This window comes from Skermanella sp. TT6, assembly GCF_016653635.2.
GTDB lineage: Bacteria > Pseudomonadota > Alphaproteobacteria > Azospirillales > Azospirillaceae > Skermanella > Skermanella cutis.
Window position 1 is genome coordinate 179410 of record NZ_CP067422.1, and the last position, 19874, is coordinate 199283.

Here is a 19874-nt window from a genome sequence, read left to right on the forward strand (position 1 = left end):
GGCCAGTCTCGTCAGAGTTCGGCTGGAGAAGCAGGGAGTTTTGTTCTTGAACCTGACCGACGCTCAATCATACATGGATACGGAAGGAGCCTTTTGGGCCTTTACAAGAGGCTATGCCGATGCGCACAGTCTTGAGCTGAAGCAGCCGAACTTTCTGAACAGTTTGATGTGGCGGGTAATGAAGCCTGCTATGCCGATCAACAAAATGGCGCAGAGAAGGAAACAGGAGACGCTTGGCACTCGCTCAAAATAGTTATCACAATTTCAGGTCGCACCTACAGCTTCTCGGCATGCCTGAACCAAGCCTGCAAAACCGGAGGAGTTGGCGATTAGGACAGAAACGGCCTGCGCTTCAGATATGACTTGCGGTTCCGACAACTGAGATGGGCAAATTCCGGATGCTATCGCAGTGCAAAAGCCTGTTTGCACGTTGAAGATCAGCGGCACCTGTTCTGCTACCCGGGCGCTCTTGACCGCAAAGTAATTTCAAAGGATCCCGTCACGCCACCTCGGCCAGCAGGATGCTGGTTTCCGAGTGGGATATGGCACGGGTGGAGCGGATCTCGGTCAGGACCCGGTCGAGCGTCGCGAGGTCGGCGGTATTGATCTCCGCCACCAGGTCCCATCGGCCGTTGGTCGAATGGACGCGGGTGACCTCGGGGATGCGCTTCAGGGCGGCCAGCACCGAGCGGTGATCGCTCGACCGCACCTCCAGCGAGGCGATCGCGCGGACCGGGCTGGCCCCGGCGTCGCCGCCCAGCCGGACGGTGAAGCCCAGCAGCACCCTGTCCCGGATCAGCCGGTCGATCCGGTTCTGCACCGTGCCGCGCGACACGCCGAGATGCCGGGCGAGCGTCGCGGTCGGCAGGCGCGCATTGTCGCGCAGAAGCTCGATCAGCCGGCGGTCTGTCGCGTCGAGCGACGCGGGGGACTGGCGTTCCGTCATCTGGCCCTGGCGAAATGCGGGATGGACTTGCGAATCTTAGCACATCCCTGGCTGTTCGTTGGCATTCCATGCCGTCATCCTCGTCTCCGGTTCACATCATCGGAGCGGTCGGCACATGCGTTGGACGGATTCGGGCAAATCCCGGCAATCGGCGAGGGTATCGCTGCTCGGCGTCCCGCTCGAACTGGGCGCCGGCGAGGCCGGCTCGGTGATGGGTCCGGCGGCGCTGCGCACCGCCGGCCTTCCGGCCCTGCTGGGCGAACTCGGCCACGCCGTGGTCGACCATGGCGACCTGCCGCACCCGGCGCCGGTCGAGGTCGACATGGCCCCGGCCGACGCCGCCGCGTGCCGCAACCTCGGCCACATCGCCGCCTGGACCCGACTGATCCACGACCACGCCTACCTGATGGCGCGGGACGGCGGGTTCCCGATCTTCCTGGGCGGCGACCACAGCCTGTCCATAGGCACCGTCAGCGGCATCGCGCGCCACTGCCGGGAGGCGGGCAGGGAGCTGTTCGTGCTCTGGCTCGACGCCCATGCCGATTTCAACACGCCGGCGACCACGCCGTCGGGCAACATGCACGGCATGTCCGTCGCCTTCGCCTGCGGCGACCGGAGCCTGCGGCCCCTGCTGGGCGACCGGCCCTTCGTCCCGGTCAGGGCGGAGAACGTCCACCTGTTCGGCCTGCGCTCGATCGACCCGACCGAGCGCGAGGCGGTCCAGGCGCGCGGCATCCAGGTCTCGGACATGCGGGCGATCGACGAGACCGGCGTCTCGGTCCCGCTGCGGCGGATGCTCGACCGGATCGCCGGCGGCGACGCCCACCTGCATGTCAGCCTGGACGTGGACTTCATCGATCCCGGCCTGGCGCCCGGCGTCGGGACCACGGTGCCCGGCGGCGCCACCTACCGCGAGGCGCACCTGATCATGGAACTGCTGCACGACAGCGGGCTGGTCGGGTCGCTCGACATCGTCGAACTGAACCCCTTCCTGGACGAGCGCGGCAAGAGCGCCCGCCTGCTGACCGAACTGGCCGGCAGCCTGTTCGGCCGGACCATCATCGACCGCCCGGCGCGGCGCATCCGCGTCGCCTGAACGAACCAGCCGCGAGGAGACCGAACCCATGAACGTCGCCCCCAGCCCCGACACCCTGTCCCGGAGCGCCGGCCTGATCGAGATCGAGCACTCGCTGGGCGCCCACAACTACAAGCCGCTCGACGTCGTGCTCACCCGCGGAGAGCGGGTCTGGGTATGGGACGTGGACGGCAACCGCTACCTGGACTGCCTGTCGGCCTATTCCGCGGTCAACCAGGGCCATTGCCATCCGAAGATCCTGGCGGCGATGGTCGAGCAGGCGGGCAAGCTGACCCTGACCTCGCGCGCGTTCCGCAACGACCAGCTGGCGCTGTTCTACGAGGAGCTGGCGGCGCTGACCAATTCCCACAAGATCCTGCCCATGAACAGCGGCGCCGAGGCCGTGGAATCCGCGATCAAGGCGGTGCGCAAGTGGGGCTACGAGGTCAAGGGCGTGCCCGAGGGGCAGGCGGAGATCGTCGTCTGCTCCGACAATTTCCACGGCCGGACCATCGGCATCGTGGGATTCTCCACCGACCCCGACGCGCGCGGCGGCTTCGGCCCCTTCACCCCGGGGTTCCGGGTGGTGCCGTTCGGCGACGCGGAGGCCTTCCATGCCGCGATCACGCCGAACACCGTGGGTTTCCTGGTCGAGCCGATCCAGGGCGAGGCCGGCGTGATCATCCCGCCGCCGGGATACTTCCGGCGGGTGCGCGAGCTCTGCACCGCCCACAACGTCACGCTGATCCTGGACGAGATCCAGACCGGCCTGGGCCGCACCGGCCGCCTGCTGGCGGAGGAGCACGAAGGGATCGAGGCCGACGTCACCCTGATCGGCAAGGCCCTGTCCGGCGGCTTCTACCCGGTCTCGGCCGTGCTCTCCAACACGGAGGTGCTGGGCGTGCTGAAGCCGGGCCAGCACGGCAGCACCTTCGGCGGCAACCCGCTGGCCTGCGCGGTGGCGCGCGCCGCGCTGAAGGTGCTGGTCGAGGAGGGCATGATCGGGAATTCGGCCGAGCTGGGCGCCTATTTCAAGCGGGAGCTGGAGGGTATGAAGAGCGGCGCGGTGCGGGAGGTGCGCGGCCGGGGGCTGATGCTGGCGGTCGAGCTGCATCCCGAGGCCGGCGGCGCCCGGCGCTTCTGCGAGGCGCTGCGGGCGCAGGGCATCCTGGCGAAGGACACCCACGGCCACACCATCCGCATCGCCCCGCCGCTGGTCATCACCCGCGAGGAGGTGGACTGGGCGCTGGAGCGGATCGCGCCGGTGCTGGCTGGATAGAGCGGTACCCGATCGGTTACCGCTCCGGTCCAGGCCGCCTGCCGTTCCGCTCGCCGCACTGTGTTGCGCCATGGGCGCAACCTACGGTTTGACACAGGGCGAAGATGATGCGAACCGTCGATCGTCGGTTGCGCCCATGGCGCGACGCATCGGTTCGGCTGCCCCGGGCACGGCTCCAGCTCAGCCCAGCTCTTCCTTGATGCGGCGCAGGATGCGGATGAAGTCGGCCTTGTTCTCGGGACCGATGATCCGGTCCAGCTCCGCGCCGTGGGCCCGCGAGGCCTTGGCGAGCGCCGCCAGGGCCGCCTCGCCCTCCGGCGTCAGGGTCAGGGCATAGCTGCGCCGGTCGGACGAGATCGTCTCGCGCCGGACCAGCCCCCGGCGCACGAAGTCGTTCAGCAATGGGGTCAGGGTCGATTTGTCCCGGCCGGCCGCCGAGCTGACCGCGGTCTGCGTCACGCCCGGATTGTTGGCGATCAGCCGCAGCACCGTGTAGTGCCCGGTCCGGTAGGGCACGCTGGGTCCGATCGCCTCGATCTGCCGGTTGAACGCCTGCTGGGATGCCTCGGCCGCGAGCCGCAGATGGAAGGCCGCCACGCCGGCGAGGCTTTCGAGGTTGAGCTCCTCCGGCGTCGCGGACTGCTGATCCGTCTCTTTCGGAGCACTGGGATTTGCGGATGACGGACTTCTTGGCATTCGATGCTCCCTTCGATCGGGAGCATAGCCGCATGCGTCCTTTCCGTTCAATCCTCCGTCGAGCGGCCGGGGCCGTCATCCCTGGCGCCAGAAGAAGTACACCGTCATGGCGCCGGCGATGCCGACGACCAGGAGCTTGAGCAATTTCTGGTCGATCAGCCGGGCGCCGCGGGCGCCCGCGTAGCCTCCCAGGATCGAGGCGACGGCCATCGGCAGCGTCGCGGTCCAGTGGACGGCGCCGGCGAGGACGAAGGCGGCGACCGCGGCGCCGTTCATCAATGTCGCCAGCAGGATCTTCATCCCGTTCATCGCATGGATGTCCCGCATGCCGTAGAGGGTCAGCGCCGCCAGCATCAGGAACCCGATGCCGCCGCCGAAATAGCCGCCATAGATCGAGATGACGAACTGGGCCACCAGCACGGCCGTTCCGGACAGCCTCATCCGGGCGGAGACGCCCTTGGGCGCGAAGTTGCCGACCGCGAAGACGGTGGTGGCGAACAGCATCAGCCACGGCACCAGGTCGGCGAACACCGCGTTGGGCGTGTAGAGAAGCAGCAGCGCCCCGACCAGCCCGCCGACCAGGCTCAGGCCGACGAAGACCGGCAGGCTGAATTCGGTGATGCCCAGGATGTCGCGCCGGTAGGCCAGCGCGCTGGTCGCCTGCCCCGGGAACAGCGCCACCGTGCTGGACGCGTTGGCGAGCACCGGCGGGATGCCGGCGAACACCATGGCCGGAAAGGTGATGAAGGCTCCGCCGCCGGCGATGGCGTTGACCACCCCGGCGACGAAGGCCGCGAGCACCAGAAGTCCCGTGGACAGCATCGGCGCAAGCCCGGCGTCAGTCGGCCTTGATCGGCAGGACGAGCTGGAACGCCTTTATGGTCATGCGCTTGCGGTGGTAGAAGCGGTGGGCATCGCCGCGCTGGACGCCGGAGATGATCTCCATCTGCGCGCAGCCGCGCTCCCGAGCCTGGCCCTGGAGCCAGTCGAACAGCTTGTCGCCGAAGCCGTGCGAGCGCTGCTTGGCCGAGGTCACCAGATCCTCGACATACATGTACTTGCCGCGGGACAGGGTCTCGTGGACGCGGAACCCGGCGCAGCCCGCCACCTCGCCGTTGAACCACAGAAGCGCCAGATTGTAGCCGTCGTCCATCTGCCGGCGGATCTGGTCGCGATAGGCGCCCGGGTCGGTGTACTGGGTCCTGAGCTCCTGCATCACCGGGAAGCTGGCGCCGATTTCCTGATCGTTGCCGGCGAACGTGATGGTGAATTCCTGTCCTTCCATGGCGGGCATTTTCCTCCGGTTATGGTTGGCTTGGTTCTTCTTACTGGGATACGGTATACCAGATACCAGATTGCCCGCAAGCCTCCTGTGCGTGCCTCCTTTCAGCCCGCCTCGTTGGTGAACCAGTTGGCCGTCAGGTGGTCCTCGACCGAGCGGACGCCCGGGTGGCTTTCGGCGGCGATCACCAGGGCGCGGCGCTGCTCGTCGTTCTCGACGGCGCCCCAGAGCTGGACGACCCCGTCGGCGACGACGACGTTGATCCGGCGATGGTCTACCCAGGGCTCGCGCCGCAGCAGGTCGGCCAAGCCGGTCCGGATCTGCTCGTCGCTGCTCGGGACGGGGGGCCGCGCCCGGTCCTCGACCAGGCCCCTGAGCAGGTTGGCGCGGCTGACGATGCCGACCAGCCCGCCGTCCTCCATGATCGGCACGCGCTTGATGCCGTTGCGTTCCATCAGCTCGGCGAGGTCGCGGAGGCTGGCGTCCGGCGCGGCGCTCACGACCTCCCGGGTCATGACGTCGCCGGCGTGGAGCCCGTGGGACTTGATGAAGTCGCCGACGTCGCTGCCCTGGCCGATCAGCATTTCCAGCCAGCTCGGCTTGCGGCGCTCGGTCCCGGTCTCCACCCGGCGCAGCAGGTCGCCCTCGCTGACGATGCCCAGCAGCCGGCCGTCGCCGGCGACCACGGGGACGCCGCTGATCCGCTTCTCCAGCAGCAGCTTGGCGACCTGCCCCACGGGTACGTCGGGGCCGACGGTGATGACCGGAGAGGTCATGATGTCTTTCGCTTGCATGGCTTCCGTTTCCTCCTGGAACTGTTTCTGGTTTGCCGCGGACCGTCAGTCGGGGAAATCGCAGCTCCTCTGGATGTGCAGCGCGAGGTCGAGGTTGTGGCGCAGGATCAGCGCCTCGGCCGCGTCCGCGTCGCGGGACTCCAGGGCGTCGATGATTCCGAACTGGCAGGCGGCGGCCCTGGCCGCCTGTTCCCCGTCCAGCAGTTCGAGCTTGCGGATGCCGCGCATGTGAGGCGCCATGTTCCCGGTCAGCGCCTCGATCAGCGCGCATCCGGAAAGCCGGATCAGGCCGCGTCCCAGCTCCATCGCCCGGTCGGGATAGTCCGGGACGAGGCTGACGGAAGCGCCGCTTTCCCGCGCGTCGGTGAGCAGGGGCGTTTCACGGAAGCTCCGGACCAGCGCGCCCAGCTCCTCGTCCGAGGCCCGGGCGGTGGCGAGGCGGGCGGCCATGCCCTCCAGCGCCGCCCAGACGACGACCATGTCCACGATCTCCCGCCGGGTCTTGCGGACCACCACGATGCCCCGCCGGGGCACCGCGCGCACGAGGCCCTCGTGCTCCAGCAGGATCAGGGCCTCGCGCACCGGGGTCCGGCTGATGCCCAGCGCCTGGGCCACCTCGCGGTCGTCGATGCGGATCTCGCCACGCCGGCCGTACACGTCCATCGCCAGGATCGAGTCCTTCACGGCCCGGTAGGCCTGCATCTTGAAGCTGGTCCCGGTTTCGCTGCCTTGCTCCGGCGCGGGCTGGGGGATGGCCATGGCGCGGCCCCCTCACTTGAGGGAGACCGCGGCCTTGCCCCCCTGGCGCGCCCGCAGCCGGGCGATCCCCAGGGAGATGACGGGCCAGAAGAGCATGGTGAGGGCGAGGGTGACGATGGTGCCGACGAGGGGGTTGGACCAGAAGATGGCGAGGTCGCCCTGGGAGAGCAGCATGGCCTGGCGGAAGGAGCTTTCGGCCATGTCGCCGAGGACCAGGGCCAGGACCAGCGGGGCGAGCGGGTAGGAGAGCTTCTTGAAGACGTAGCCGAGCACGCCGAAGACCAGCATGACGGCGATGTCCATGAAGGCGTTGTGGACCGTGTAGGCGCCGACCGCGCAGATCACGATGATGATCGGGGCGATGATGCTGAACGGGATGCGCAGGATCGAGGCGAACAGCGGCACCGTGGTCAGCACCACGATCAGGCCGACGACGTTGCCCAGGTACATGCTGGCGATCAGTCCCCAGACGAACTCCTTCTGCTCGACGAACAGCAGCGGGCCGGGCTGCAGGCCCCAGATCAGCAGCCCGCCGAGCAGCACCGCGGCGGTCGGCGAGCCGGGGATGCCGAGCGTCAGCATCGGCAGCAGCGCGCTGGTGCCCGCCGCGTGCGCCGCGGTCTCGGGCGCCACCACGCCCTCGATCTCGCCGGTGCCGAACCGGGAGCCGTTGCGCGAGAAGCGCTTGGCCAGGCCGTAGCTCATGAACGAGGCCGGCGTGGCGCCGCCCGGCGTGATGCCCATCCAGCAGCCCACGATCGAGCCGCGCAGCGCGGTGATCCAGTATTTCGGCAGCTGCTTCCAGGTGTGCAGCACGACCGCCGGGTTGATCCGGGCCGACTTGCCCTTGAAGGCCAGGCCCTCCTCCATGGTCAGCAGGATCTCGCCGATGCCGAACAGGCCGATGACCGCGATCAGGAAGTCGAATCCGCGCAGCAGCTCGATGGTGCCGAAGGTCATGCGCAGCTGGCCGGTGACGGTGTCGAGCCCGACGGCGGCCAGGGCGAAGCCGAGCATCATGGCGGTGAGCACCTTGAAGGGCGACTCCTTGCCCATGCCGACGAAGCTGCAGAAGGTCAGGAGCTGGACCGCGAAGAACTCGGCCGGGCCGAAGCGCAGCGCGAAGCCGGCGATCACCGGGGCCAGGAAGGTGATCAGGACGACCGCCAGGAAGGCGCCGAAGAAGGAGGAGGTGAAGGCCGCCGTCAGCGCCTCGCCGGCGCGGCCCTGCTGGGCCATGGGGTGGCCGTCGAAGGTGGTGGCGACCGACCAGGGCTCGCCCGGGATGTTGAACAGCACCGAGGTGATGGCGCCGCCGAACAGCGCCCCCCAGTAGATGCACGACAGCATGATGATCGCCGAGGTCGGCGACATGCTGAAGGTCAGCGGCAGCAGGATCGCCACGCCGTTGGCCCCGCCCAGACCGGGCAGAACGCCGATCAGCACGCCCAGCGTGATCCCGACGAACATGTAGACGATGTTCATGGGATCGGCGAGCACGCCGAAGCCATGCATCAGATTCATCAATGCTTCCAAGGCACCCCTCCACCTGGACCGCCGCCCTCGGGGGAGCGGGGCCGTTCGGCTTTGCCGTGTTGCGGACGCGCGGGTCGGGAACGGGAACGGGAACGGGGACGGATCAGTAGCCGAGCATCGCCTCGACCGGCCCCTTGGGCAGCGGCACCAGGAACCAGATCTCGAACATCACGAACAGCGCGAGCGGGATCAGGACGGCGATCGGCACGATCCTGGCGACCGGATAGCGGCCCAGCCAGGACATGAAGAAGGCGATGAAGACGGCCGCCGCCAGATAGATCCCGAGCACCCAGATCAGGCCGACGAACGCGACCGTCGGGATCAGGACCTTCAGCACCAGGATGAACTGGCCGCGCTCGACGAAGGCCGCCATGTTAGGGGTCCGGCTCAGCAGGTTGCTGACCAGGATCACGCAGCTCGACACGAACATGATCAGGCCGACATAGAACGGGAAGTACCCGGCCTCCGGCCCGTCGCTGGCCCAGCCGTTGCCGACGCGGTTGCTGTCGTACATGACGACCGCCGCCACGACGGCGAACAGCAGGGCTACCGCTATTTCCATGGTACGATGCGTGGCGACGGCGTCCCCGTCGCGGTCACGCTGGCTGGTCTGCTGGCTCATCCGCCGCTCCCCCGCTGGAATTCCTCCGGATGGAGGTCCCGGGCGCGGGCACGCCCGGGACCTGGTCGTGCCGATCCTCACTTCGCGAGGAAGCCGGCCTTCTCCATCAGGGTGCGGTGGGTCGCCTCGGCCTGGGTCAGCCACGACTGGTACTCGTCGCCGGTCTTGAAGGACGTGTTGAAGGCGCCCTTCTCCATGAAGTCCTTCCAGTCCGGGGTCTCGCGGACCTTCTGGAACAGGTCGACGTAGAACTGGGTCTGGTCGGCGGTCACTCCGGGCGACATGAAGATGCCGCGGAGCATGGTGTACTCGACGTCGAGCCCGCTTTCCTTGCAGGTGGGCACGTCGTTCCAGGACTTGCCGTCGGCGACCGGCTCCTTGAGCTGGACCCGCTGGCCGTCGAACACGCAGAGCGGCCGCAGCGCCCCGGCCCGCCACTGGGCGACCGCCTCGATCGGGTTGTTGACGCTCGCGGTGATGTGGTTGCCGACCAGCTGGGCCGCGACGTCGCCGCCGCCCTTGTAGGGGATGTAGGTGAAGGTGGCGCCGGTCGCCTGCTCGATGGCGGCGGTGATGATCTGGTCCTCCTGCTTGGACCCGGTGCCGCCCATCTTGAAGCTGTTGGCGCCGCCGCCCTTGGCCGCGTCGATCAGCTCCTTGGGCGACTGGTACGGGCTCTCCGCATTGACCCAGAGGATGAAGTTGTCGAGCGCCAGCATGGCGACCGGGGTCATGTCCTTCCAGGAGAAGGGAACGCCGGTCGCCAGCGGGGTCGTGAACAGGTTGGACAGGGTGATGATGATCTTGTGCGGGTTCCGCTTCGATCCGGAAACGTCCAGGAAGCCTTCCGCGCCGGCGCCGCCCGACTTGTTGATCACGACGATCGGCTGCTTCATCAGGTTGTTCTTCTGGATGATGCCCTGGATCATCCGGGCCATCTGGTCGGCGCCGCCTCCGGTGCCGGCGGGGACGATGAACTCGACCGACTTGGTCGGCTCCCACGCGAGGGCCGCGCCGGAGGTCAGGGTGGCCGCTGCGGCGGCTGATATGGACAGGCAGGCGATCGCGGCGGCCTTGGCCGGGCGGGAAATGCTTTCCAGCGCAGTCACGTCAGACTCCTCCCTATGACGCCGGTACCGTCGTCCACTCAGCAGCGGGAGCGGGCCGGCAACATTATTGTCGTCAGGTACGCGACCGGTCGGATCGTCTTAGCGCTGGTATATGGTATGTGGCATGGACCATACAAATCAACAGGAATTTTGCGCGAAAGGCGGGCTTCGCGCAATATCGCATCGCAGCAAGTCTTTGGGGGAGGGGGGCGAGTACCGCGGCGGCTCTACGTTTCCGGGCGCCGCCGCGCCTCCGGGGAAGTAATCCCAGGGCGAAGGCGCTGCCGGCGTCTGCGGAAGTCTTCCCGACGGCGGTCAGGCGGCTTTCCGGAAGTTGCTGTTGCTTGCCGAGGATACCGCGCCGCCGCGCCGCTGGGGCCGGGCCATGGCGGCGACGTCGGTGACGATTTCGGACAGCATCCGGGGGTCCTTGAGGACGATTTCGGCGATCACGGCGGCGAGGCCGGCGACGGCCAGGGCAAGGACGGCGATTTCCAGGGAGATGGAACTGAACATGGACGGTTTCCTTCCGAAAAGGTTGCCAGCGGGATACCAGGGAAGTCGATTGTGCGCTGCAGCAAATATGGCAGATCCCCTGTCCCTCTGGCAAGCGTCCCAAATAACGTATCTGGTATACGAGATACGCAAGCATCGCGTATCTTTCGGAGAGGAGACGCCCGGTGACACGCGGCTGTCATACGGGCGTGCTACGGAACACCGGCCTTTCCGCGGGCCGGACCGTGCGAAGCGCAGCGGTCCAGGTAATCAACATCCCGGTACGGTCCCATGAGCCCTGTCCCCGACCCCCATGACCTTCTCCGATCGCTGACCGACCTGCGGCGCGCCGTCGCCGCGGAGGGGCGGAGCCTCTGGCGCGGCTGGAACATCCGGGGCCGGCGGCGTTTCCGGATCAGCGCGCTGAACTTCGCGCATTACCTGGCGCTGCGCCGGCGGGACCTGAGCCGGATGCAGACCGAGCTGATGCCCTATGGGCTGTCCTCGCTGGGGCGGCTGGAAGGCCGCGTGCTCGGCAATCTCGACGCGGTCATCGGCGCGCTGACCGCCATCGCGGGAAGCACGCCCCGGAACTACCCCCGGCCGCGCGCCTTCTTCCGGGGCGAGCGGCTGCTCCGCGCCAACACGGAGGAGCTGTTCGGCGCGGTCCCGGACGGGGCCCGCGACGCGCGCATCATGGTGACCCTGCCGAGCGAGGCCGCCGCCGATGCCGGCCTGCCGGCGGCGCTGCTCCGCAACGGCACCGACGTGGTCCGGATCAACTGCGCCCATGACGGGCCGGAGGCCTGGGGCCGCATGATCGCCAACCTGAGGACCGCCGAAGCCGAAACCGGCCGGAAAGCCCGGATCCTGGCCGATCTGGGCGGCCCGAAGGTGCGCACGGGCGAGGTGCGGGCTCCCGAGGGCCGGGGGCGCGTCTTTCCCGGCGACGAGATCCTCCTGACCGGCGGCTCCTTCGCTTCCCCCGACGGGTACCCGTACCAGGCGGCCTGCGAGCCCGCCGCCATCCCGGGGCGGCTGCGCGTCGGTGACCCGGTCTTCATCGACGACGGCAAGCTGAGCGGGACCGTCGAGCGCCGCGACGAGGCGGGCGTCGTGGTGCGGGTGCTCCGCGCCGGCCCCAAGGGGTACCGGCTGAAGCCCGAGAAAGGGCTGAACTTCCCCTCGACCGACCTGGGGCTGCTGGCGCTCACCGAGGAGGACAGGCGCAGCCTCGACTTCATCGTCGGGCAGGTGGACATGGTGGGCTATTCCTTCGTCCAGAGCGGCGCCGACGTCCGCCTGCTCCAGGAGGAGTTCGCCCGCCGCCGCCCGGAGGACTGGACCCGCATCGGCCTGATCGCGAAGATCGAGACGCCGGTGGCCGTGCGGAACCTGCCGGAGATCATCGTCCAGGCCGCGTCGCGCCAGCCGTTCGGCGTGATGATCGCGCGCGGCGACCTGGCGGTGGAGATCGGCTTCGAGCGGCTGGCCGAGATGCAGGAGGAGATCCTGTGGCTGTGCGAGGCGGCGCACGTGCCGGTGATCTGGGCGACCCAGGTGCTGGAAAGCCTGGTCCGCAAGGGGCTTCCCACCCGCGGCGACATGACCGACGCCGCCATGTCCGCCCGCGCCGAATGCGTCATGCTGAACAAGGGTCCCTATGTCGCCGAAGCGGTGGCGGCGCTCGACCGGCTGCTCACCCGCATGGCCGGCAACCAGACGAAGAAGACCCCGAAGCTGCGGGCGCTGCGGAGCTGGTGAAGGCGCCGTCTCCGGAGCGTGACGGCGCCACCCTGGAATGGTGGATCTCCTGAATACACCCGTATAAAGGGTGAATTCTGTTGACATCGACCTCTATCCGAAAGGATAAGTTCTCCCTCTGATGCGTATCGGACCGGGAGAAGACGCATGAACGACGCCCCGTTGCACCCGCCGGCGGAACCGTCCCGCCGCGACGTCCTTGCCGGAATGGCCGGGGTCGCGGCCCTGGTCCTGGCCCCCGCCGGCGTGGCGGCCTCTTCCGGCGGCGTTTCGCCGCTGCTTCAGGCTTCGTCCAGGCTTACGGGCATCGCGCTCGACGCCTCCTACCTCGAACTGGCCGACACCGTCTGGTCCCTGCTGACGCCGACCTATGGTGCGCCGGTGCTGCGGAAGCTGGTGCAGGCGGTCAACGCCGCGCCGCCGGACCGGCCGCTGAAGGACGTGCTGGCCGAGCAGGGCCTGCTGCCGGCGGCGCAGGCCTTGGCGACCACCTGGTACACGGGGGCCGCCGACGGCGGCAGGACGGTGCATTTCTACGACGACGCGCTGATGTGGCGCGCCTGCGCCTTCACCAAGCCGCCGGCCAACTGCGGCGGCCAGTTCGGCTATTGGGAGCATGCCTGGAAGCCGGGCGCCTCCGGGCCGGCCCCGGCGAGCAAGACCTGACGGACGAGGGGCGGGAGGAACCGACATGACCAATCCGATTCCCCGTTTCAGCGGCGCCCCGGTGGTGGAGGGCGTCTCCGCCGACGTGGTGATCGTCGGCTCCGGCGTGGTCGGCGGCCTCGCCGCCCATGCGCTGGCGACCCTGGGCCACTCCGTGATCCTGCTGGACGCCGGGCCGCGCATCGACCGCGTCGAGGCCGTGGAGCGTTTCCGCGCCTCACCGACCAAGGGCTCCAACGCCCCCTACGAGAACCCCTGGTACGCGCCGCAGCCGGACGACGCCGACTTCAACAGCTACTACGTCCAGACGGCCGGGCAGAAGACCTTCCAGGGCCTCTATGTCCGCGGGGTGGGCGGGACGTCCTGGCACTGGACCGGCCATGCCGAGCGGCACTATCCCAACGACTTCCGGATGAAGTCGGCCTACGGGGTCGGCGTGGACTGGCCGATCTCCTACGACGACATGCTGCCCTATTACCTGCGCGTCGAGCGGGAATGGGGCGTCGCCGGCGACGACAACGACTATATCGGCCCCGACCGCCACGGCGAGAAGTTCCCGCTGCCCAAGGTGCCGATGTCCTATTCCGACCACGAGATCGGCAGGGTGTCGAAGCAGGTCGCGTTCGGCTACGACTGCGCCGGCACCCGGTTCGGCCCGGTCCCGCTGGAATACGGCCCCTATCCCCACGCCCGCAACTCCATTCCCCATGACGGACGGCCGCAATGCTGCGGCAACGCGTCCTGCCGCTTCATCTGCCCGATCGCCGCCAAGTACGATGCGAGCGTCCATGTCACGAAGGCCGAACTGCTCGGCGTCCGGGTCCTGGACAAGCGGGTGGTCCACCATGTCGAGACGGGCCCCTCCGGCATGATCGCCGGGGTGCGCTACCGCCATCCCGACGGCTGGGAGGGCCGCGCCGTCGGCAGGCGCTATATCCTGGCCGCCCACGCCATCGAGACGCCCAAGCTCCTGCTGATGTCGACCGGCGAGTACGCGCCGCGGGGCGTCGCCAACTCGTCCGGCATGGTCGGGCGCAACCTGATCGCCCTGGCCGACGTCAACACCATGGGCCTGGCGGTGGACGAGACCTTCCCCTATCGCGGGCCGGTCAGCGCCACCGGCGGCCTCAAGGCGCTTCGCGACGGAGATTTCCGGAAGGTCCACGGCGCCATCGCGACCAACTTCGTCAACGGCGGCTGGAACGCCTCGCTGGGACCGGCGCAGCGGGCGCAGAAGCTCATCGGGGAGGGCGTGTTCGGGGCCGACCTGGCGAAGCGGATGCTGGAGCAGACGGCGCGCGAGGTGACCCTGGGCAGCATGGTCGACGTGCTGCCGGACCCGTCCAACCGCATCGTTCCCGACTTCGAGAAGCTGGATGCGCTGGGCATCCCGCGCCCCAAGGTGACCTTCGCCTGGGACGAATACACCGACCGCGGCATCCAGGTCGCCCGCGACATGCACAGGGCCATCTTCACGGCGATGAAGGTGCCGAAGGACACCTGGCAGGAGCCGGAGCCCGACGTGGAGATGGCGGTGATCGCCGGGACGACCCGGATGGGCACCGATCCGCGGGACTCGGTGGTGGATACCTCCTGCAAGGCGCACGACCACCCGAACCTCTACATCATCGGGACCGGCGTCTATCCGACGACGGGCATCGTGTCGCCCTCCATGACCGCGGCCGGCCTCGCCCTGCGGGCGGCAGACGAGATCCACGCCAATTTCGGCCACGGCTGAGCCAGGGGATACGGCCATGAACGATCGTTCCAAGACGCCGGCGATCAGCCGGCGCACCGTGGTGACCGGCGCCGGCGCGCTGGCGCTGACCGCCTGCCTGCCGGACGTCGGCCGCGCCCAGGGCCCCACCCAGGCCCCCGCCTGCACGGCTGCGGGAGGTGCCGCGTGCGGCAAGCCGGAGAACGCGCTGATCGCCCCGCCGGAGCGCAGTTCCGACCCCGACCGACGGAGGCTGGAGGTCGCGATCGACGCCGTCTACGGCTACTACGACCTGGACGGCAGGCCGGTGGCGCTCCGGGGGTATGACGGCGGCCCGCGGCCCGTCACGCTGCGGGTAAGGGCGGGGGACACGCTGGCGCTGGACCTCGCCAACCGGCTGCCCATGGGGCCGACCCCGGCGGCCGCGACCGCCGGGGGCCACGGGCATGGGAACGGGCACGGGCACCACGGCGCGCCGGCGGACATACCGGGCATGTCGGGACTCAACGTGCCGCACGGCTTCAACCTGACCAACATGCATGTCCACGGCCTGCACGTCTCGCCCAAGCGGCCGTCCGACTACGTCCTGCTGACCGTCGAGCCGGGCCGGACCGAGCATTACAGCTACGCCATCCCGCCGAACCATCCCTGCGGGCTGAACTTCTACCACGCGCACCACCACGGCTCGGTGGCGCTGCAGGTGGCGAGCGGCATGGCCGGCGCGCTGATCGTCGAGGGCAAGGTCGACGCCATCAAGGAGATCGCCGCCTGCAAGGACGTGGTCATGCTGCTCCAGAGCCTGCCGGTCGACGAGCGCGGCCAGTTGGAGGACTACAGGACGCTGGACGTCGGCACCCAGGTCTACATAAACGGCCAGCGGAACCCGTCCATCTGCATGAAGCGCGGCGAGGTGCAGCGCTGGCGCCTGGTCAACGCCACCCACGACCGCTTCCTGACGCTGAAACTCCGGGAGCACGGCTTCACGGCGCTCGGCTACGACGGCAACCCGCTGGAAAGGACGGAGCCGGCCGACACCATCTTCCTCGCCCCGGGCAACCGCGCCGAGGTGCTGGTCAAGGCGACGGACAAGCCCGGGCTCTACCCGCTGGACGGCGGCAGCAATTTCGGCGTCGCCTACGGCACGATCGGCACCGTGTCGGTCACCGAGGAGCAGTGCGCCATGAAGCTCTACGAGGGACCGCTCGTCAGCTATGCCGACGATTTCGACGGCCACCTCAAGCCCATCGCGGACGACGAGATCGTGACTGGCCGGCGCGTCGGCTTCGGCCAGATCGGCACGCTGCCCAGCTGGACCTGGACCATCGACGGCAAGCCCTTCGCCGCGGACGAGAAGGGCTTCACCGCGAAGCTCGACACCGCCGAGGAGTGGGTGCTGACCAACCAGACCAACGATCCGCACCCGTTCCACATCCACATCAATCCATTCCAGGTGCTGGAAGCCAGCGGGCTCCCCGTCCCCGTGCCTGCCGGCCGCTGGCTGGACACGATCACCATCCCGCCCCACGGCCATGTCCGCCTGCGCACCCGCTACCGCGACTTCGACGGCCCCTTCGTCTTCCACTGCCACACCCTGGCCCACGAGGACCAGGGCATGATGAGGCTGATCACCGTCGAGGCGTGAGGCGGCCGGTCACCTGCCTGCGACGAGCATGTCGTCGATCGCGCGGACGATCATGTCACGGCTTCCGGCGAGGCATGCGACCTTGGATCCGAGCGCTTTGGCGGGAAGGGTGAAAAGCTGAAGCGGATCCATGACGACCTCCTGACCTTCGACCACGAAGACCGGATTCAGCGTCCGCTCGATCGCGCGGAGCCGGGCACGGGACACCAGGGGCGCTACGACACGGAAGTTGGTGCCTTCATAGCGATCGCTTTGGACTACCAGGAGGAACGGTATCGCGTTCCGGCCGGGACCGAGATTCTTGTGGACGTCGAATTGCGCCATCAGGTCTCGTCATTCTCCGGCAGGAAGCTGGCGATGTAATCTTCGGCGGGGCTGCCGTGCTTCTCATAGAAGTCGTTCCAGGAAGTGCAGACTTCCTTCAGGTGGCGATCATTCTCCATCTTTCGCCGGCGCTCTTCCGAAACAGCCTCAGCAAGCAGCTTCTCGACATAGTCGGAAAGGTTGTCCGTGTACTCGCGAGCGACACGAACCAGATCCTCGTTCAGCGTCATGTTGATCCGCGCCTTCGGGGCGGCGGTATTGTAAAATTCACCCGTTCCGACGCGCATGGGTTCCCCGCGAGAAAAGATCCTATAGTGCGTATCGTAATGCGCATTAGCGGTGACGGCAAGACCGAGTTATGCCCCTTCGGCCAATATGACATTCCGCCGCTCCGCAGCATTTTCCCGCATCGTGAAAAACCACTCCAAAGTCGTTGAAGCCCTCCCGGATTGATGCTTAGCATCTGGCATACAGGATACAAAAACCGGTCACACGGTCTCGCTCACAAGAGCCTGATCAGAGGGAGGGTCAGAAATGCCCAGGATGACGGCTATCGAAGCTGCGGTTCATGTGCTGGAGAAGGAGGGCGTCACGATCTGTTTCGGCGTTCCCGGCGCGGCCATCAACCCGTTCTACTCCGCCCTTCGGCACAATGGCAGGATCGACCATATCCTTGCGCGCCATGTCGAGGGCGCCTCGCACATGGCCGAGGGCTACACCCGCGCCGAAGCCGGAAACATCGGGATCTGCGTCGGGACCTCGGGTCCGGCAGGCACCGACATGATCACCGGCCTTTACTCCGCCCAGGCCGACAGCATCCCGATCCTGTGCATCACCGGGCAGGCGCCGCGCGCCCGGCTGCACAAGGAGGATTTCCAGGCGATCGACATCGCGAGCATCGCCAAGCCCGTGACCAAATGGGCGACGACCGTGCTGGAGCCGGCCCAGGTGCCCTACGTCTTCCAGCAGGCGTTCCACACCATGCGCTCCGGCCGGCCCGGCCCGGTGCTGATCGACCTGCCGCTCGACGTGCAGCTGGCGGAGATCGAGTTCGACATCGACACCTACGAGCCGCTGAAGCCCTACAAGCCGGCCGCGACCCGCCAGCAGATCGAGAAGGCGCTGGCGATGCTGGACGCGTCGGAGCGTCCGCTGATCGTCGCGGGCGGCGGCGTCATCAACGCCGACGCGTCGGCGCAGCTGGTCGAGCTGGCCGAGATCACCGGCGTGCCGGTCATCCCGACCCTGATGGGCTGGGGCACGATCCCCGACGACCATCCCCTGATGGCCGGCATGGTGGGATTGCAGACCTCGCACCGCTACGGCAACGCCACGATGCTGAAGTCCGACTTCGTGCTGGGGATCGGCAACCGCTGGGCCAACCGCCACACCGGTTCGGTCGCGACCTACACGAAGGACCGCAAGTTCGTCCATGTGGACATCGAGCCGACCCAGATCGGCCGGGTGTTCGCGCCGGACTTCGGCATCGTGTCCGACGCCGGCGCCGCCCTGGACCTGTTCGTCGAGGTGGCGCGCGAGATGAAGGCCGCGGGCAGGCTGAAGGACCGCTCCGCCTGGGCCGCGGAGTGCCTGACCCGCAAGCGGACCATGCACCGGCGCACCGACTACGACAACGTGCCGATCAAGCCGCAGCGCGTCTATCAGGAGATGAACCAGGCCTTCGGCGAGGACACCTGCTATATCAGCACGATCGGGCTGTCGCAGATCGCCGGCGCCCAGTTCCTCCACGTCTACAAGCCGCGCCACTGGATCAATTGCGGCCAGGCCGGCCCGCTGGGCTGGACCCTGCCGGCGGCGCTCGGCGTCCGGGCGGCCGACCGCAAGCGGCGGATCGTGGCCCTGTCGGGCGACTACGACTTCCAGTTCCTGATCGAGGAGCTGGCGGTCGGCGCCCAGTTCAAGCTGCCCTATATCCACGTGGTCGTGAACAACTCCTACCTGGGGCTGATCCGGCAGGCCCAGCGCGGCTTCCAGATGGATTTCCAGGTCCAGCTCTCGTTCGAGAACGTCAACGCGCCCGAGCTGAACGGCTACGGCGTGGACCATGTGGCGGTCGCCGAAGGCTTCGGCTGCAAGGCGATCCGGGTGACCGACCCGAACGAGATCCAGGCCGCCTTCGCCCAGGCCGACGCCCTGATGGAGGAGTTCCAGGTCCCGGTCGTGGTCGAGATCATCCTGGAGCGGGTGACCAACATCGCGATGGGCACCGAGATCGACAACGTGATGGAGTTCGAGGAGGTCCTCGACCTTCCGGAGGAGCAGCCGACCCGCGTGCTGGTCTGAAGCCATGGGGCGCCGGGGGCAGGCCGCCCCCGGCGCCGGGGCCATCACACATATATGGAGGAGTGCGCGTCATGCCGAAATTCGCGGCGAACCTGACGATGCTGTTCACCGAGCATGATTTCCTCGACCGGTTCGAGAAGGCCGCCAAGGCCGGCTTCCGCGGCGTCGAATATCTCTTCCCCTATCCGTACAAGCCGGACGAGTTGGCGGAGAAGCTTCGCGCCCATGACCTGACCCAGGTCCTGCACAACCTGCCCGCCGGCGACTGGGGCGCCGGGGAGCGCGGCATCGCCTGCCTGCCCGACCGGGTCGGCGAGTTCCAGGACGGCGTCGGCAAGGCGATCGAGTATGCCAAGGCGCTGAACTGCCCGCAGGTCAACTGCCTCGCCGGCATCGCCCCGTCCGGGGCGGACGAGGCCAAGCTGCGCGACACCTTCGTCGGCAACATCAAGTTCGCCGCCGACGCGCTGAAGCGCGAGGGCATCCGCCTGCTGATCGAGCCGATCAACACGATCGACATCCCCGGATTCTACCTGACCCGCACGGGGCAGGCGGTCGAGCTGATCGACCGGACCGGCTCGGACAACATCTTCGTGCAGTACGACATCTACCACATGCAGATCATGGAGGGCGACCTCGCCCGCACGATCGAGAAAAACCTGTCCCGGATCGCGCATGTGCAGCTCGCCGACAATCCCGGCCGCAACGAGCCCGGCACCGGCGAGATCAACTATCCCTTCCTGTACGGCCATCTCGACCGCATCGGCTACGACGGCTGGATCGGCTGCGAGTACAAGCCGCGTGGAAAGACCGAGGACGGACTCGGCTGGTTTACGAACGCCTGAACGGCGCGCATAATCAAAC

At 67.9% G+C, this 19874-nt stretch carries 21 protein-coding genes; 9 read left to right on the forward strand and 12 right to left on the reverse strand.

The features are described 5' to 3' along the window. The first annotated feature begins 46 nt into the window (after positions 1-46). Positions 47-253: a hypothetical protein gene (locus tag IGS68_RS32280; protein ID WP_201083447.1), complete on the forward strand. Its 207-nt coding sequence runs from the start codon at positions 47-49 to the stop codon at positions 251-253. 246 nt (positions 254-499) lie between these two features. Here the strand turns inward: IGS68_RS32280 and IGS68_RS32285 are convergent, their stop codons facing one another. Beyond that, complete coding sequence (locus tag IGS68_RS32285; protein WP_201083448.1) at positions 500-946, reverse strand: Lrp/AsnC family transcriptional regulator; 447 nt, start codon at positions 944-946, stop codon at positions 500-502. Between the two features lie 115 nt (positions 947-1061). On the opposite strand from IGS68_RS32285, the gene rocF reads away from it, so the two are divergent. Together rocF and rocD are read left to right on the forward strand one after the other, a co-directional pair. Beyond that, positions 1062-2042 carry an arginase gene (rocF, locus tag IGS68_RS32290; RefSeq protein WP_201083449.1) on the forward strand — a complete coding sequence of 327 codons (981 nt, stop codon included), beginning with the start codon at positions 1062-1064 and terminating at the stop codon, positions 2040-2042. Positions 2043-2070: 28 nt separating this feature from the next. Beyond that, the gene (gene rocD / locus IGS68_RS32295) at positions 2071-3300 is read left to right on the forward strand and encodes an ornithine--oxo-acid transaminase (RefSeq protein ID WP_201083451.1); all 1230 of its coding nucleotides are present in this window, start codon (positions 2071-2073) and stop codon (positions 3298-3300) included. 180 nt (positions 3301-3480) lie between these two features. On the opposite strand, the gene IGS68_RS32300 is transcribed toward rocD, so the two are convergent. The 9 genes from IGS68_RS32300 to IGS68_RS32340 all read right to left on the reverse strand — a co-directional run bounded on the left by IGS68_RS32300 (position 3481) and on the right by IGS68_RS32340 (position 10614). After that, positions 3481-3996 (reverse strand): MarR family winged helix-turn-helix transcriptional regulator, encoded by a 516-nt coding sequence (locus IGS68_RS32300; protein ID WP_201083453.1) that lies wholly within the window; start codon positions 3994-3996, stop codon positions 3481-3483. A gap of 75 nt (positions 3997-4071) precedes the next feature. Beyond that, a complete protein-coding gene (locus IGS68_RS32305) occupies positions 4072-4818 on the reverse strand; it encodes a sulfite exporter TauE/SafE family protein (protein WP_201083455.1) in 747 nt (248 codons plus the stop codon). A 16-nt stretch (positions 4819-4834) separates the two neighbouring features. Then, positions 4835-5281, reverse strand: coding sequence for a GNAT family N-acetyltransferase (locus tag IGS68_RS32310; RefSeq protein WP_201083457.1), 447 nt, complete (start codon positions 5279-5281; stop codon positions 4835-4837). 101 nt (positions 5282-5382) lie between these two features. Further along, positions 5383-6072, reverse strand: a complete 690-nt coding sequence (locus IGS68_RS32315) for a CBS domain-containing protein (protein ID WP_201083459.1) — start codon at positions 6070-6072, stop codon at positions 5383-5385. A gap of 45 nt (positions 6073-6117) precedes the next feature. Further along, positions 6118-6831, reverse strand: a complete 714-nt coding sequence (locus tag IGS68_RS32320) for a GntR family transcriptional regulator (protein ID WP_201083461.1) — start codon at positions 6829-6831, stop codon at positions 6118-6120. A 12-nt stretch (positions 6832-6843) separates the two neighbouring features. Further along, positions 6844-8367: a tripartite tricarboxylate transporter permease gene (locus IGS68_RS32325; protein WP_201083463.1), complete on the reverse strand. Its 1524-nt coding sequence runs from the start codon at positions 8365-8367 to the stop codon at positions 6844-6846. A gap of 103 nt (positions 8368-8470) precedes the next feature. After that, a complete protein-coding gene (locus IGS68_RS32330) occupies positions 8471-8989 on the reverse strand; it encodes a tripartite tricarboxylate transporter TctB family protein (RefSeq protein ID WP_201083464.1) in 519 nt (172 codons plus the stop codon). Positions 8990-9066: 77 nt separating this feature from the next. Next, positions 9067-10089 (reverse strand): Bug family tripartite tricarboxylate transporter substrate binding protein, encoded by a 1023-nt coding sequence (locus tag IGS68_RS32335; RefSeq protein ID WP_371822005.1) that lies wholly within the window; start codon positions 10087-10089, stop codon positions 9067-9069. Between the two features lie 324 nt (positions 10090-10413). Next, positions 10414-10614 carry a hypothetical protein gene (locus IGS68_RS32340; RefSeq protein ID WP_201083465.1) on the reverse strand — a complete coding sequence of 67 codons (201 nt, stop codon included), beginning with the start codon at positions 10612-10614 and terminating at the stop codon, positions 10414-10416. A 270-nt stretch (positions 10615-10884) separates the two neighbouring features. Between IGS68_RS32340 and IGS68_RS32345 the strand changes: the two genes are divergently transcribed. The 4 genes from IGS68_RS32345 to IGS68_RS32360 all read left to right on the forward strand — a co-directional run bounded on the left by IGS68_RS32345 (position 10885) and on the right by IGS68_RS32360 (position 16382). Next, positions 10885-12357, forward strand: coding sequence for a pyruvate kinase (locus IGS68_RS32345; RefSeq protein WP_201083466.1), 1473 nt, complete (start codon positions 10885-10887; stop codon positions 12355-12357). 147 nt (positions 12358-12504) lie between these two features. Next, complete coding sequence (locus tag IGS68_RS32350) at positions 12505-13023, forward strand: sugar dehydrogenase complex small subunit (RefSeq protein ID WP_201083467.1); 519 nt, start codon at positions 12505-12507, stop codon at positions 13021-13023. A gap of 25 nt (positions 13024-13048) precedes the next feature. After that, positions 13049-14761 carry a GMC oxidoreductase gene (locus IGS68_RS32355; protein WP_201083468.1) on the forward strand — a complete coding sequence of 571 codons (1713 nt, stop codon included), beginning with the start codon at positions 13049-13051 and terminating at the stop codon, positions 14759-14761. A 16-nt stretch (positions 14762-14777) separates the two neighbouring features. Beyond that, positions 14778-16382 carry a multicopper oxidase family protein gene (locus IGS68_RS32360; RefSeq protein ID WP_201083469.1) on the forward strand — a complete coding sequence of 535 codons (1605 nt, stop codon included), beginning with the start codon at positions 14778-14780 and terminating at the stop codon, positions 16380-16382. 9 nt (positions 16383-16391) lie between these two features. On the opposite strand, the gene IGS68_RS32365 is transcribed toward IGS68_RS32360, so the two are convergent. Both IGS68_RS32365 and IGS68_RS32370 read right to left on the reverse strand, forming a co-directional pair. Further along, complete coding sequence (locus IGS68_RS32365; RefSeq protein WP_201083471.1) at positions 16392-16706, reverse strand: CcdB family protein; 315 nt, start codon at positions 16704-16706, stop codon at positions 16392-16394. Continuing rightward, positions 16706-16993: a type II toxin-antitoxin system CcdA family antitoxin gene (locus IGS68_RS32370; protein ID WP_201083473.1), complete on the reverse strand. Its 288-nt coding sequence runs from the start codon at positions 16991-16993 to the stop codon at positions 16706-16708. Before IGS68_RS32370 ends, IGS68_RS32365 begins: the two co-directional genes overlap by 1 nt. A 247-nt stretch (positions 16994-17240) precedes the next feature. On the opposite strand from IGS68_RS32370, the gene gcl reads away from it, so the two are divergent. Continuing rightward, on the forward strand, positions 17241-19010 hold the full coding sequence (gene gcl, locus IGS68_RS32375; protein WP_201083475.1) for a glyoxylate carboligase: 1770 nt from the start codon (positions 17241-17243) through the stop codon (positions 19008-19010). Between the two features lie 71 nt (positions 19011-19081). After that, the gene (gene otnI / locus IGS68_RS32380; RefSeq protein ID WP_201083477.1) at positions 19082-19855 is read left to right on the forward strand and encodes a 2-oxo-tetronate isomerase; all 774 of its coding nucleotides are present in this window, start codon (positions 19082-19084) and stop codon (positions 19853-19855) included. Positions 19856-19874: the final 19 nt, after the last annotated feature.

What these genes read in the sequence shown, in the direction of transcription:
- IGS68_RS32330 (WP_201083464.1), bottom strand. Translation starts at nt 8,989, where the DNA reads ATGAGCCAGCAGACCAGCCAGCGTGACCGCGACGGGGACGCCGTCGCC.
- otnI (WP_201083477.1), top strand. Translation starts at nt 19,082, where the DNA reads ATGCCGAAATTCGCGGCGAACCTGACGATGCTGTTCACCGAGCATGAT.
- IGS68_RS32310 (WP_201083457.1), bottom strand. Translation starts at nt 5,281, where the DNA reads ATGGAAGGACAGGAATTCACCATCACGTTCGCCGGCAACGATCAGGAA.
- rocF (WP_201083449.1), top strand. Translation starts at nt 1,062, where the DNA reads ATGCGTTGGACGGATTCGGGCAAATCCCGGCAATCGGCGAGGGTATCG.
- IGS68_RS32370 (WP_201083473.1), bottom strand. Translation starts at nt 16,993, where the DNA reads ATGCGCGTCGGAACGGGTGAATTTTACAATACCGCCGCCCCGAAGGCG.
- IGS68_RS32320 (WP_201083461.1), bottom strand. Translation starts at nt 6,831, where the DNA reads ATGGCCATCCCCCAGCCCGCGCCGGAGCAAGGCAGCGAAACCGGGACC.
- gcl (WP_201083475.1), top strand. Translation starts at nt 17,241, where the DNA reads ATGCCCAGGATGACGGCTATCGAAGCTGCGGTTCATGTGCTGGAGAAG.
- IGS68_RS32305 (WP_201083455.1), bottom strand. Translation starts at nt 4,818, where the DNA reads ATGCTGTCCACGGGACTTCTGGTGCTCGCGGCCTTCGTCGCCGGGGTG.
- IGS68_RS32365 (WP_201083471.1), bottom strand. Translation starts at nt 16,706, where the DNA reads ATGGCGCAATTCGACGTCCACAAGAATCTCGGTCCCGGCCGGAACGCG.
- IGS68_RS32355 (WP_201083468.1), top strand. Translation starts at nt 13,049, where the DNA reads ATGACCAATCCGATTCCCCGTTTCAGCGGCGCCCCGGTGGTGGAGGGC.
- IGS68_RS32345 (WP_201083466.1), top strand. Translation starts at nt 10,885, where the DNA reads ATGAGCCCTGTCCCCGACCCCCATGACCTTCTCCGATCGCTGACCGAC.
- IGS68_RS32350 (WP_201083467.1), top strand. Translation starts at nt 12,505, where the DNA reads ATGAACGACGCCCCGTTGCACCCGCCGGCGGAACCGTCCCGCCGCGAC.
- IGS68_RS32285 (WP_201083448.1), bottom strand. Translation starts at nt 946, where the DNA reads ATGACGGAACGCCAGTCCCCCGCGTCGCTCGACGCGACAGACCGCCGG.
- IGS68_RS32340 (WP_201083465.1), bottom strand. Translation starts at nt 10,614, where the DNA reads ATGTTCAGTTCCATCTCCCTGGAAATCGCCGTCCTTGCCCTGGCCGTC.
- IGS68_RS32315 (WP_201083459.1), bottom strand. Translation starts at nt 6,072, where the DNA reads ATGCAAGCGAAAGACATCATGACCTCTCCGGTCATCACCGTCGGCCCC.
- rocD (WP_201083451.1), top strand. Translation starts at nt 2,071, where the DNA reads ATGAACGTCGCCCCCAGCCCCGACACCCTGTCCCGGAGCGCCGGCCTG.
- IGS68_RS32360 (WP_201083469.1), top strand. Translation starts at nt 14,778, where the DNA reads ATGAACGATCGTTCCAAGACGCCGGCGATCAGCCGGCGCACCGTGGTG.
- IGS68_RS32300 (WP_201083453.1), bottom strand. Translation starts at nt 3,996, where the DNA reads ATGCCAAGAAGTCCGTCATCCGCAAATCCCAGTGCTCCGAAAGAGACG.